This window comes from Athalassotoga saccharophila (assembly GCF_009936215.1).
GTDB classification, from domain to species: domain Bacteria; phylum Thermotogota; class Thermotogae; order Mesoaciditogales; family Mesoaciditogaceae; genus Athalassotoga; species Athalassotoga saccharophila.
Map to the genome: position 1 here is coordinate 375,714 of NZ_AP019551.1, position 12,131 is coordinate 387,844.

At 40.2% G+C, this 12,131-nt stretch carries 12 protein-coding genes; 5 read left to right on the plus strand and 7 right to left on the minus strand.

The window, feature by feature from the left end; all coding sequences use genetic code 11:
• Positions 1-14: 14 nt before the first annotated feature.
• Together ATHSA_RS01810 and ATHSA_RS01815 are read right to left on the minus strand one after the other, a co-directional pair.
• Complete coding sequence (locus ATHSA_RS01810) at positions 15-1,115, minus strand: glycoside hydrolase family 172 protein (RefSeq protein ID WP_170288394.1); 1,101 nt, start codon at positions 1,113-1,115, stop codon at positions 15-17.
• A gap of 10 nt (positions 1,116-1,125) precedes the next feature.
• Positions 1,126-2,547 (minus strand): L-fucose/L-arabinose isomerase family protein, encoded by a 1,422-nt coding sequence (locus ATHSA_RS01815; RefSeq protein WP_161848900.1) that lies wholly within the window; start codon positions 2,545-2,547, stop codon positions 1,126-1,128.
• Between the two features lie 111 nt (positions 2,548-2,658).
• Between ATHSA_RS01815 and ATHSA_RS10185 the strand changes: the two genes are divergently transcribed.
• A complete protein-coding gene (locus tag ATHSA_RS10185) occupies positions 2,659-2,805 on the plus strand; it encodes a hypothetical protein (RefSeq protein WP_232060109.1) in 147 nt (48 codons plus the stop codon).
• Between the two features lie 8 nt (positions 2,806-2,813).
• Here ATHSA_RS10185 and ATHSA_RS01820 read toward each other — a convergent pair whose 3' ends face one another.
• Positions 2,814-3,041, minus strand: a complete 228-nt coding sequence (locus ATHSA_RS01820) for a hypothetical protein (protein ID WP_161847485.1) — start codon at positions 3,039-3,041, stop codon at positions 2,814-2,816.
• Positions 3,042-3,177: 136 nt separating this feature from the next.
• On the opposite strand from ATHSA_RS01820, the gene ATHSA_RS01825 reads away from it, so the two are divergent.
• From ATHSA_RS01825 to ATHSA_RS01840, 4 genes are read left to right on the plus strand one after another with little or no spacing between them, the layout of a single operon-like run.
• Positions 3,178-3,762, plus strand: a complete 585-nt coding sequence (locus tag ATHSA_RS01825) for an XRE family transcriptional regulator (RefSeq protein WP_161847486.1) — start codon at positions 3,178-3,180, stop codon at positions 3,760-3,762.
• Between the two features lie 24 nt (positions 3,763-3,786).
• Positions 3,787-3,951: a hypothetical protein gene (locus tag ATHSA_RS01830; RefSeq protein ID WP_161847487.1), complete on the plus strand. Its 165-nt coding sequence runs from the start codon at positions 3,787-3,789 to the stop codon at positions 3,949-3,951.
• A complete protein-coding gene (locus ATHSA_RS01835) occupies positions 3,938-4,771 on the plus strand; it encodes a GNAT family N-acetyltransferase (RefSeq protein WP_161847488.1) in 834 nt (277 codons plus the stop codon). Before ATHSA_RS01830 ends, ATHSA_RS01835 begins: the two co-directional genes overlap by 14 nt.
• Positions 4,772-4,786: 15 nt before the next feature.
• Entirely contained in the window at positions 4,787-6,943 is a 2,157-nt protein-coding gene (locus tag ATHSA_RS01840; protein WP_161847489.1) for an alpha-galactosidase, read from the plus strand.
• A gap of 15 nt (positions 6,944-6,958) precedes the next feature.
• Here ATHSA_RS01840 and ATHSA_RS01845 read toward each other — a convergent pair whose 3' ends face one another.
• From ATHSA_RS01845 to rny, 4 genes are read right to left on the minus strand one after another with little or no spacing between them, the layout of a single operon-like run.
• Positions 6,959-7,681, minus strand: coding sequence for an alpha/beta hydrolase (locus ATHSA_RS01845; protein WP_161847490.1), 723 nt, complete (start codon positions 7,679-7,681; stop codon positions 6,959-6,961).
• Complete coding sequence (gene glf, locus ATHSA_RS01850; protein WP_161847491.1) at positions 7,678-8,790, minus strand: UDP-galactopyranose mutase; 1,113 nt, start codon at positions 8,788-8,790, stop codon at positions 7,678-7,680. The genes ATHSA_RS01845 and glf overlap by 4 nt, the downstream gene beginning before the upstream one ends.
• Positions 8,790-10,574, minus strand: a complete 1,785-nt coding sequence (locus ATHSA_RS01855) for a DUF2207 domain-containing protein (protein ID WP_161847492.1) — start codon at positions 10,572-10,574, stop codon at positions 8,790-8,792. The genes glf and ATHSA_RS01855 overlap by 1 nt, the downstream gene beginning before the upstream one ends.
• A gap of 15 nt (positions 10,575-10,589) precedes the next feature.
• Positions 10,590-12,131, minus strand: a complete 1,542-nt coding sequence (rny, locus tag ATHSA_RS01860; RefSeq protein WP_161847493.1) for a ribonuclease Y — start codon at positions 12,129-12,131, stop codon at positions 10,590-10,592.

Sequence of the window (12,131 nt, forward strand, 5' to 3'; positions counted from 1 at the left end):
AAATACTATCATATCTATATAACTTCAAGATGATCTTTATCTGGTAATGTCGGAAATGGTACATGAGGTTCAGATTGATACCAATACGCGACAGATGCAACATCATCTTGAAGAGGTAAATATCTATTTCCTGAACGCCACCCTAGCAGTTGGATCGTGACTCTCAAGTCTTTTTGAAATCTTACTGGATCCATTATGTGCCAGCGATACATACCGAATCTTTGCTGACTGCGATATAATCCGTCCGGTTTAATTAATTGATGCATTCCCAAAAATGCTGTTGAATATGTACAATATTGACCTTTTGGTTGTTCCCAGTCCCATGCTCCGCCAAAATAATCTTCTGTGCCTGTCCCACAAATAGTTGGAAAATCGGTATCTCCATCGAGATAAAATTTTACTTCGCCTTCTCCCCACCAACCATTGTTGTTAACTTGACGTGCCATATATGTACCAACGTAGCTTCCTTGACCTTTTACATTATCCAAAATTGTATATACTTCTTTATAACCTACACAATTATTACGTCTAAACTGGGCATGAAAGTATGCGATTCTTTCTGGAATTTTAGATAAGGTATAGTCTACTTGATAATAAAGTGTAAAATCTTCTTCTGAAATATTTTGAATTGTGATTTTAGTACTTTTATGAAAGGGCATTAACCAATAACTGTTAAAGCCTCCCGATGGATTTACAACTATTGGAAGTGAGTTAACATTGCTAGGTTCACCCCATCCATTGCAAAAAAAATCTCCAATAGGCACTTCAACTGATGGATCATTTTCTCCATCCCAATATATCCTAAGTATGAGATATCTCCATCCTGTAGGAAAAGAAGTAAACCACATGTGATTGATAACACCTGGTCCTTCAATCTCTGCTAATGTAAAAACACTTTTACCTTTTACAATAATCGATGGAGAAATCTTCCATCCTTGTCCTAATTCTCTAGCTGCAAATGCTCCTGTGCCTTCTGTAGCCATACCACCTTTTCCTTTTTCTCCTTTAAAATTTTCAGCACTTATTGATCTAGATTGTGCATCTGATAAAACAAATAAATTTTCTAAACCTATCCCAATATGATCGAAATTATTCACATTCTCACTTCCTCTCATTTTGAATAATTTACTTATAGATTTTGTATTCAATTCCCGCTATCTTGCAAAAGTCAACAAGTTCATCTACCCAATCGCCGTAAACGCCGTGGGTGTGATTTGAATCATACGTCGAGAGAAATTCATCTGCGCTGACTTCTAATCTCGCAAATGCGTGCGGCCATTCGATCTGGGTTGCCTTAGCCTTTTCTTCGTTCTTTTTTTCTCCGAAGTCCAAAAATTCCGCAGGCAAGATCGCCATCCAGTACTTTCCGTTCTTTCTCGTCAATCGTGCAAGTGTAACATGGCCGGGGGCTGCTATGTGCCTTACGGAAGCGCCTCCCGCCGGGAAGTAAAAGCCTTCGGGATAGAGTTCTACTTTTTTGAGATTTTCTTCGGGATTAAATGATTTTGACGCAAAATATGTTGCGTGTTCGCCCGAATTGCAAAGATCGAAGAAGTTGTCTTTTTCATCGTAATGACGAACGTCCGCAAACAAAACAGGTGTTTTTGCCATCAATTTAAAGATTTGCATGGTCAAAGCGCCGTCCGAATCTGCCTCCGTTGCAAATATAAATGGTTCATGAGTGCCTTCCCAGTCGTAAGGATCGTTCATGAAGGCTTCCGCAACGTCCATCGTGGCAAAGTTATCAGTCAATTCGGGCTGGGCTTTTATTCCGGCAAAATCCAATTCGTTGTCTTTTATTATCTTTTGGATTGCATGATAACTTTTGATCTGTAACTTCAACTTCTCGGGCGTGAGTTGTTTCCCATCGTAATGGATCTTTTTGACATGAGATTCAAGCCACTTAAGGCCTGCTTCCGATCTCGAATCAGGTACCTCGGCTGATAACCTTACAACCTCGTATTGATCGATGTGCTCGATGTCTATTCCAAATATAGAATTCCACAGATCAACATTCGGAACGGCCGTGTACATGCCCATAGGTCTTCCGCCAATTATCCCATACCTTTGACCTCTTAAAGAATTAAACGCGTAAGATGCACGAACAAAAGAAAGCACCTGTTTTAGAACTTTTGGATCTTTGATATCGCCCCATACCCTTTTGTGAACAACGCCAGTTTGATCCAATGATCCGGCTGCGGCAAGCATGCCAACCATCCCGGGATATTGAGGGTTAACATTTCCAAAAAGTAAAAATGGACCGGGCGCAAACTTGGACGCTATGACGGAAAAATGCGGGAAGGCCCAGACTGCGTAGTTGAAAATCGTCAGATGGACTCCTGCGCTTTTCATTCTTAAACTTTCAGATTTTGCTATTGAAGGTTTTGAGACGATTTCTTTTGCCTCGACAACTTCAATTTCATTAGTCGATTGGAGCGCTTTAGAAAGTTCGCTTTGAAAATGTTTGTTTATCTTAAGAAGATCGGCGTTAACCTTGGGTCGGCCATCTGAAAATGTTATGATTCCAACTTTTATCTTCTCCATGATTTCCTCCATATAAGAAAATATTTGGAAAACGATTAACTAAATAATAACTAAGATTTCAAGTAATGTCAAAGTCATTTTTTGACATTTATTCATGTTTATATTTGATTTTAGATGTTTAGAGATAATTACATCAAAATTGCAAATGATATCTTTAACTTAAAAGAAAAAACTCTTGTTTTTATATTTGAGACATTTGAGGAACACGATCCACAACTTATAGAAGTGGGAGATCGCTTGGTTAAAAGAGTGCTAAAGTGAATAAAAATTCAACGTGCGATGTGATCTTTATGAAAGATCATGCTTTTATCGATGTTTATCTTTCCCTTGTCAGCCAGATCGCAAAGGGCTATCCTTATTTCGGGTGATGATAGATGACCATCTTTGGACAAAAATAGATGTACTGGAAATGAAAATGAAATATTTCTGCTTATCTCTTCTTCTGTTTTGCAAAATGAAAGATAATCTACAATCTTTGACTCTATAAACCTTATCATTTAAGATTCTCCCCCTTTATCTTCTAATAATAGATAATATAATATCTACGTATCGTAGTATAACATTTTTTATCTATAAAATCAAGAATGATTGACTTTATAATCTATTTATTGTAGAATAAATCAGGGTGATAAAATGAATTCTGCCTTTTCTTCGCGACTCAAAGAACTTAGAACCCAGCACGGAATGAGTCAGAAAAATCTTGCGAATTTAATTGGGCTTAGCGATAAAACCATCTCTGCCTACGAAAGCGGAAGAAATGATCCCGATTTAGAAACGTTGAAAAAGATCGCCAAAATATTCGGTGTAAGCGTAGATTACATGTTGGGTGCATCGCCTGAAAGTGACTCAACGGCTACCGAGTACCCGCTTGAGACAATACCTATTTTTCTCGTCGATTCTCTTGAAAAGCCAGTTGAGTATCTCAAATTACCGGTATGGGCAGGATGCAATTATGGTATAGTTGTACCGGATGACTCTGCCGAACCAACACTTTCAAAAGACGATATAGCGCTCGTAAGAAAGGGACCCGCTTTGGAGGGCGATCTTATTGTGTGGCTTGAGGAAGGCAGGGCTGGATTATACCGAATTTATTTTCAGGACGACTTGGTTATACTAAAGCCCGATAACGCAAAGTACAAACCTCTCATAATGAATCCAGAGACAATTGCCAGATCTTTAATAGGAGTTGTCGTGGGAAGGTGGCAGAAGTTCAAATGATCTGAAAATGGGAGGAAAGTAATCATGCAAGTTAATTATAAATTATGGAGAGTAGATCTTGGGAAAAAGGTTTTTTGGCTGAAAAATTCTTCTAAAAATTCTTCCGGGTATTTTGAATTGTGGAATCTGAGGGAAAGAGAAAATAAAGAGATTAAAAATAAAGAGGAGAAAGAAAATGATAGAATTTAAAAAAATATCCGATACGCCTTTAAACAAAATTGTAAGTCTTGTAAATGAAGTCTTTGCCGATTATGTCATACCAGTAAAATGGGATGTGCTTTCCTTTCAACTCGATGTGAAGGAAAATTCTATCTCTTTGGAAGATTCTTTTTTGATGATCGTGGATGGTGAAATAGTCGGATTTTCCATAAACGCAATAAGGTTACCACGTGGAAGGATAGACGCATTTGGAGTAAAGAAATATTTCAGAGAAAGAGGGGTTGGTGGTGCTTTATTGCTTTATTCTCTCGATCAATTGAAGTGGAAGGGTGTCAAAGAGGTGATCTTAGAAGTTGCTGCCGGAGACAGGGCCGCAAAGTTTTACGACAAGTACGGATTTGTGGTCAGAAGAACATTGAGATCTTTTTACACGGATAAGATAATGAGCGCTCCCCTTTACAAATTTGAAAGGGCAACGATAGGAGAGATCTACGAAGAGGCGATCGAAAATGAAAAGAGTTGGCGCCGGCCAAATTGGCAGAGAGAAGCGATGACTCTGAAACTCTCTGACGATAGGTACGATCACGATTTTGTCATTGAAAATGGTCAGAGAAAGGGATATGTCGTTTGGGGAGTGAATGAAAATGGCGCATTCATAATAGATGCGGCTCCAAAGAATAAAGATGAATTCAATCAATTTTTTGTGAATTTGCTTGCCTCGATTCAAGAAAAGGCAAGGGTTTCTAATATGCTTCTTATGAACGTTCCAGAAGACGATCCGCTTCACGATGCGGCCATGGCCGCAGAGATGAGACCTTTCATTTTGCAATGGGAAATGTCAAAAATTTGAATAAGGAGAATTTTTATGACAATTTCTTTTAACGAAGATTCTCTCTCTTTCGATCTCTTTGCAAAGGACCTTCAGTATACTATCTACATAGATGAAAACAAAAGATTATGTCACGCATATTTTGGTAAACGTATCAAAAATCTGAATGTGCGCCATATTTCAGACCTTTATCGAAGGGCTTACGGTCCAAATCTATCTCTCGATATCGTCCCGCAGGAATATCCTTCGTATGGAACAACGGATTTTAGAAGTCCGGCCTACCAGGTACAGTTTAGAGACGGATCTACCGTCTCTGATTTAAGGTATATTTCTCACAGAATATATCCTGGAAAACCAAAATTGGAAGGCCTTCCTTCAACTTACGTCGATGGAGAAGATGAGGCCGAAACTTTAGAAATTCACCTAAAAGATGATATTGGAAAGTTTGAGGTTATTTTATTTTACTCTGTTTTTGAAGATTTTCAGGCTATCACAAGAAGCGCTAAATTCATCAATTTTGGCGAGGATATCAAGATTCTAAGGGCTTTAAGCACGAGTGTCGATTTTGAAGACGATAACTTTGAAATGTTCCAATTGTCCGGTGCGTGGGCAAGAGAAAGGCATGTTGTAAAAAGAGAGATAAAGCCCGGAATTCAATCTATTGAGAGTAGAAGGGGCGCAAGTAGCCACCAGCAAAATCCATTTTTGGCACTTGCAAGAAAAGACACAGACGAATGGAATGGAGAGGTTTACGGATTCAGCCTTGTATACAGCGGGAATTTCATTGGAGAGGTTGAGGTTAATCAGTACAAAGACACGAGGGTTTTGATGGGCATAAATCCATTTGACTTTTCATGGCTTTTGAAAACTGGTGAAACCTTTCAAACTCCCGAATGCGTGATGGTATATTCTGACAAAGGATTTAACGGGATGTCCCAAACTTACCATAAACTTTACACAAACAAACTCGCGCGAGGAAAATATAAACTTGAACAAAGGCCCATTCTTGTTAACAACTGGGAAGCAACATACTTTGACTTTAACGAAGAAAAACTTTTGGAGATAGCCAAAGAGGCCAAATCTTTGGGAATAGAGTTATTCGTTTTAGATGATGGATGGTTTGGAAAAAGGAATTCAGATAACTCGTCTTTGGGAGATTGGTATGTCAACAAAGAAAAGTTACCGGAAGGATTTGAGGGTCTTTCGAAAAAGATAAATGATCTTGGCCTTAAGTTCGGTCTTTGGATGGAGCCGGAGATGGTCTCACCAGACAGCGATCTTTACCGTGATCATCCCGATTGGTGTCTTCATGTTGGAGAAAGAGAAAGACATCTAAGTAGAAACCAACTCGTCCTCGATCTCTCGAGAAAGGACGTAAGAGAATATATAGTTGAAACGATTTCAAATCTTTTGAAAAGCGCAAATATAAGTTACGTTAAATGGGACATGAACAGAAATATGACCGAGATAGGGTCTGCAACTCTTCCTGCCGAAAGGCAAAGGGAGGTATCACATAGGTACATACTCGGCCTTTACGAAGTTCTTGAAAGGATAACCTCTCAATTTCCGGACATTCTCTTTGAAAGTTGTGCCGGAGGCGGCGGAAGGTTCGATCCCGGAATGTTTTACTACATGCCTCAGGCATGGACAAGCGATGACACGGACGCGATCGAAAGATTGAAGATCCAGTACGGTACAAGTTACGTGTATCCTCCGGTTATGATGGGAAGCCATGTTTCGGCCGTTCCCAATCACCAGGTCGGAAGGATCACATCCATCGACATAAGGTCTCACGTTGCGATGAGCGCGAATATGGGCTTTGAACTTGATCTTACAAAACTTTCGGAAGAGGAAAAGGATAAAATAAGAAAGTACATAAACGATTACAAAAAATTCAGAAAACTTGTTCAGTTTGGAAATTTTTACAGATTATTTTTTGAAGAGAACGAAGTTGGATGGATCATAACGGATGAAGAACAAGATGAATTCATCGTCTATTACTTCAAAGTACTTGGTGAACCCAACGCAAAGCAAAGAAGGATAAAGATCAAAGGCATCTCAACTCAAAAAATATACAGACTCGATGGGACGTCAGAGATCTACGGCGGAGATGAACTCGTATTCGCAGGCCTTTTGTTGCCAGAATTAAAAGGAGATTTTCAAAGCGTACTTTTACACTTTGTAAGAGTGTGAGAAGGTCTTGCCTTCTCACAAATGTTTTTCGAAAAACTTGACGGTCTCTTCTATAACGCGTTCCGACCACTCGTAAGAAGAGAAGACATGGTCAGATCCTTCTATTGAGATAAGGCTTCCCTTTTTGAATTCCTTTACGAGTTCTTTGCTGTGTTCGAATGGTACAGCCTGATCGGCAGTTCCGTGAATTATAAGGGCATGTTTTCTGTATTTTTTAGCCTCCGAGAAGGCATCAAATGAAAGGACCTCTTTTGCGAATTCCTTTGAGACCCTTATTCCACCGACGTCGAATAGATTTAAATCTGGAGGAAGTGATGGTATACCCTTGGAAAAAACCTCTTTGTTTTTCGCGGCCGGCGCCCACAAACACAAAGCGTCGGGATCGATCTGGCTTAAGGTGAGCAATGCTATGGTGCCTCCCATCGAAAGCCCCAAAACCCCAAGGGAGTTATTGAAATTGCGCTTTGTGTATTCGGCAACTTTTATGGCATCGGATATTTCCGTCGAGAGAGTCATCTTTTCAAATGGAAGATCGCTATTCCCAGATCCCCTAAAATCGAACCTCACAGAAGATATTCCAGCCTTTTCAAGTGCTTTCGAAAGCCTTGCAAAGATAAAATGAGCCTCGATGTGATTCCCGGTAAAGCCATGAAACATGATGACAACAGGCGTATCCTTTCCAGCGCTGTTTACAACGGTAAAAATTCTTCCTTTGTTTTTCAAATTTACAGTTCTCATAAATGCCTCCTTAACCATTCGTTGGTCTTCTCTATAGCCTTTCCAACAACCTCGTCCATGTTGTAATATCTGTATTCTGCAAGCCTTCCGATGAATGAAAATTCACCCGTATTTTCAAGTTTTTCAGCCTCATTAACGTAAAGGGCTCTTCTTTGCATATTCTTCTCATCCATGACAATGTAATATGGCTCTCCTTTATCGAGAGGATATTCATAACAAACTGTCGTCAGTTCTGACTTCTGTCCCGTCATGTGTTTGAACTCGGTTATCCTTGTCCAGTCATAATCGTTCGGATAATTGATGACGCCCGCACTTTGAAAGAACTCCCGCCGATACGTTTTAAATTCAAGTCTTAAGGATCTGTACTCAAGTTCTCCGTAGATTCTGTCAAAGAAATCGTCAAGTCGGCCCGTGTAAAAGGTTGAAATGGGCTTAAGTTCGGATCTCAACTCGAAATAATCGCAATTGGTTATAACGGATATTTTTGGATGGTCTAACATCTTTTCGATCATCTTCGTGTACCCGTAAAGCGGCAATCCTTGATATTGATCTGAGAAATACCTTCCATCCCTGTTAAATCTAATTGGAATTCGTTTTGCAACTTCTGCAGAGAGTTTAGAAGGATCCATATTCCATTGTTTTCTTGTGTAATTCATGTAAAATTTCTCGTAAAGCCTTCTTCCAATTTGAGAGACAACGGCGTCCTCAAAATTCAATGGAGGATTTGAAAAATTCGAATTCGCAACTTCTTTTTTTAGAAACCCTTCAACCATTTCACTTTCAATTTCTATGCCAAAAAGTTGCGCAATGGTATCACGGTTTATCGGAAATGGAACGTACATACCGTCAACATAACTCAGAACCCTGTGCTGGTAATAGTGCCACTGTGTAAAACGGCTTAAAAAGTCAAAGACATCCTTTCTTTTAGTGTGAAAGATATGAGGACCATAAGTATGGATCAAAATTCCATCTTCATTTACCTCGTCATGGCTATGACCACCAACGTAGGCCAATTTCTCGATCACAAATACCCTGTAATTCGCCTCGGCAAGAAGTCTCGCCGCAGTGGCTCCACCAAGACCGGATCCAACCACAAGTATGTAGTTCATCAAAAACCTCCTCTTCCTCCACCGCCAAACCCTCCACCCACATTGCCACCAAAGCCACCGCCTCCAAAATTACCACCGACATTTCCTCCAGCCTGCTGGGCACTACCAAAGATGGCTGCAGAGGGAAGAAATATCAAAGAATCGTACCAAAGCATGGCCGTGAAGGCAGGGAAAAATGGATCCATTTCTATATCTGGAGGATTTACCTCTTTTATGGCCTTTATGACATGTTTGGCAACGCCGAGTGCCGTTCCGTAAATGAGATATTCCTTCCATACAAGAAGAGATTCGGGCGGCTTTTCCTTTATCAAAGAGTAATCGGTAAGATATCTTTCAAATCTTTTCCATCTTAGATAATAAGTTCTTCCTTCTTTTGTCCATCTCCCAAAGATATCCTTGGGCAGCACAAAGATTATCCATGCCGCCACCCAGTCTGCGAATGTAATCCATGTCATAAAGAAAAGCATTTCTGGATATGGTCTTCCTTCGTATATATTCACAAAAACTAAAATCAACGGAAGCAATATCAGGGTGAAAAAAGTTACCATTTTGGTTATCGTGTTTCCATAGGTAATCAAATAATCTCTCTTTTCGGCCTCCGTTGAAACTTTGAATTTCCAACTTGTAAATGCCGAATTGAACTTCTGGGCCTTTTGAAAATCAGATCTAAGAGATTCTCCGACAGACCTCGGATCGAATATTCCATCTGTGGAGAAAGGCTTTATAACATCGCTAAACAGAACTTTTTCACTCTCGCTCAAAGGCTTATTGCCGTTAAGGACTTTAAAGGTGCCATTTTCTCCGAATTGAAGATATCCCTTATCCACCAAGTTTAAAACTGCCGCGGCAAAACCGTCAGAATCTGGCTCTGATATGAGTTTTTTGACGATAGAGTTCACGAGTTCTGGAGGATCGCTGTACGGGATATCTCTTTCGTATTCGGCAACCTCAACGTTCGGCTCTGTTCCGAAAAGTTTTTTGAACACAAAAGGCACTACCGGGATTAAAATCACCAAAACGATTATCCATATCCACCATTCAAGTACTCCGGAAGAATATCCATTTTCGATATTTTCAACATCTCTAAGACTCATTGAAAATGGTGAGGCATATTGTGGATGGATCAAAGGAAAAACAACTCTCGCCTCGGCATAGGTGTTAGGGGGTATGTTGTGATAAGTTATTGTGAAGGAATTTTTTCCATCAAACACTATCTGATGCGATACATCCGAGGGATGGACAAATATCTTTCTGACATCAAAAGTGGAAGGAAAGGTGTAATGAACCGTAAGGAGCGGAACCCATGAAGGTGTTCCTTTACCCCAAAATTTGTAAAAGAATTGAGAGAAATCTTGACCTGTCTGAAATCCTCCTTTTATATCGTAGGAAAGATTCATAATTACCTTATCTCCACCAGGCTGCGGGACGGTATAACCATTGTTAAGGTAAACAAGCAAATCAAAGCCGCTTGGATCAACATTCCCTTCAGTTTTATAAATCGTTGCTCCTTCAACTGAAAGTTTAAAATTGCTCATGGAAATGCCAGATGGAAATTGAGTGTAAGGCGCCAATCCGTGATAGGGCTTTACAAAGGTATAGTAATCGCTTTCCGAAATGTGCGCAAGGCCCGAAGGATCGACGCTAACATTCACGATGACTTTATCAACTTTTAGATTTGAAGACCATACGGAAAAATAACCATTAACGTAAAGTACGGCCAAAAGTCCTATCGCGGATGCGATGATCACGATGAAGATTTTAAGTAAAACGGCGCCTTTTCTCAAAATTCATCCTCCACTCTATTTTGCGTATTCGACGCTTCTCTTTTCTCTTATGACAACAACCTTTATCTGGCCCGGATATTCAAGCGAGGCCTCTATTTCTTTCGCTATATCGTAAGCCATCTTATCGGCGAGTTGATCGTCTATTTTGTCCGGCTCAACTATTATCCTTATTTCTCTCCCCGCCTGAATCGCGTACGCTTTCGTAACATTCTTGTGAGAGGTTGCTATTTCCTCGAGTTTTTGGAGTCTCTTTATGTATATCTCTATACTTTCCCTTCTTGCGCCAGGTCTGGATGCGCTTATCGAATCTGCAGCGGCAACGAGAACGGCTTCCGGCGTCTGGAAAGGTACCTCTTCATGGTGGGCTTGAATCATATTCACAACGCTTTCCTTTTCTCTGTACCTTCTTGCGAGTTCTCCGCCTATCATCGCATGTGTACCCTGAACCTCGTGATCGACGGCCTTCCCTATGTCGTGTAAGAGTGCGCCTCTTTTAACCTTTTCAACGTCGAGGCCTATCTCTTCGGCCATCATGGCAGCGATCTGGGCAACCTCTATCGAATGGTAGAGCACATTCTGGCCAAAACTCGTTCTGAATTTCAGACGTCCGAGTAACTTTATCAGTTCGGGATGCATGTTGGATATGCCAACGGTTAATATGGCCTTTTGACCTTCGTCGTGTATTATTTTCTCTATCTCTTTTTTCGACTTATCGTAAAATTCCTCTATCATTGCCGGATGAATTCTTCCATCTTCTATCAACTTCTCAAGCGTCATCTTCGCTATCTCACGCCTGAGCGGGTCAAAACATGAAAGCACAACGCTTTCTGGAGTATCGTCGATTATTATGTCCACTCCGGTAAGATTTTCAAATGCCCTTATGTTTCGGCCTTCTCTTCCTATTATTCTTCCCTTCATATCATCGTTGGGCAATTCAACCGAAGAGACCGTTATGTCTCCAACGTAGTTACTCGCGTACCTTTGAACGGCCGTACTTATAACCCATTTAGCCTCATTTTCTGCCTCTTCAGCATATTTTTCCTTTATTTCTGAGTACATCTTTGCAAGACTTTTTTCCATCTCTTCACGTGCCATATCCATGACAAGTTGCCTTGCCTGTTCCTGAGTAAGGGAGGCTATTTCATGCAATTTCTCTTCTTCTTCCTTTACAAGTTGTGATATCCTTTCCTTTTCTTTTTCCAGATTTAGCCTGATCTCTTCGAGTTTTTCTTCTTTTTTAGAGATAGATTCCTCTCTTTTTGCTATCGCTTCTTCACGCTTTACAAGTCTGTCTTCGACTGCCTTAAGATCGTCCTGTTGCTTTTTTACGTCTTTTGCAAAATTCTCGCGCGCTATCGATATCTCTTGCTTTGCCTCTATGATCATTTCTTTCTTTATTTTTTGTGCCTCGTCTTGGGCATTTTTGATTATACTTTCCGCGTCCTGCTTTGCAACTTTTTGATCTTTAAGGATCTTTGATTTTCCAAAGTAATATCCGATTATAACTGCCAAAACAACGCTTGGCACCAAAATTATTATCAAAATCAAATTGTCCAT

Bases quoted from the DNA above. Each gene is read 5' to 3' on its own strand.
- ATHSA_RS01810 (WP_170288394.1), bottom strand. From the start codon at position 1,115: ATGAGAGGAAGTGAGAATGTGAATAATTTCGATCATATTGGGATAGGT.
- ATHSA_RS10185 (WP_232060109.1), top strand. From the start codon at position 2,659: ATGTTTAGAGATAATTACATCAAAATTGCAAATGATATCTTTAACTTA.
- ATHSA_RS01820 (WP_161847485.1), bottom strand. From the start codon at position 3,041: ATGATAAGGTTTATAGAGTCAAAGATTGTAGATTATCTTTCATTTTGC.
- ATHSA_RS01825 (WP_161847486.1), top strand. From the start codon at position 3,178: ATGAATTCTGCCTTTTCTTCGCGACTCAAAGAACTTAGAACCCAGCAC.
- ATHSA_RS01830 (WP_161847487.1), top strand. From the start codon at position 3,787: ATGCAAGTTAATTATAAATTATGGAGAGTAGATCTTGGGAAAAAGGTT.
- ATHSA_RS01835 (WP_161847488.1), top strand. From the start codon at position 3,938: ATGATAGAATTTAAAAAAATATCCGATACGCCTTTAAACAAAATTGTA.
- ATHSA_RS01840 (WP_161847489.1), top strand. From the start codon at position 4,787: ATGACAATTTCTTTTAACGAAGATTCTCTCTCTTTCGATCTCTTTGCA.
- ATHSA_RS01845 (WP_161847490.1), bottom strand. From the start codon at position 7,681: ATGAGAACTGTAAATTTGAAAAACAAAGGAAGAATTTTTACCGTTGTA.
- glf (WP_161847491.1), bottom strand. From the start codon at position 8,790: ATGAACTACATACTTGTGGTTGGATCCGGTCTTGGTGGAGCCACTGCG.
- rny (WP_161847493.1), bottom strand. From the start codon at position 12,131: ATGGACAATTTGATTTTGATAATAATTTTGGTGCCAAGCGTTGTTTTG.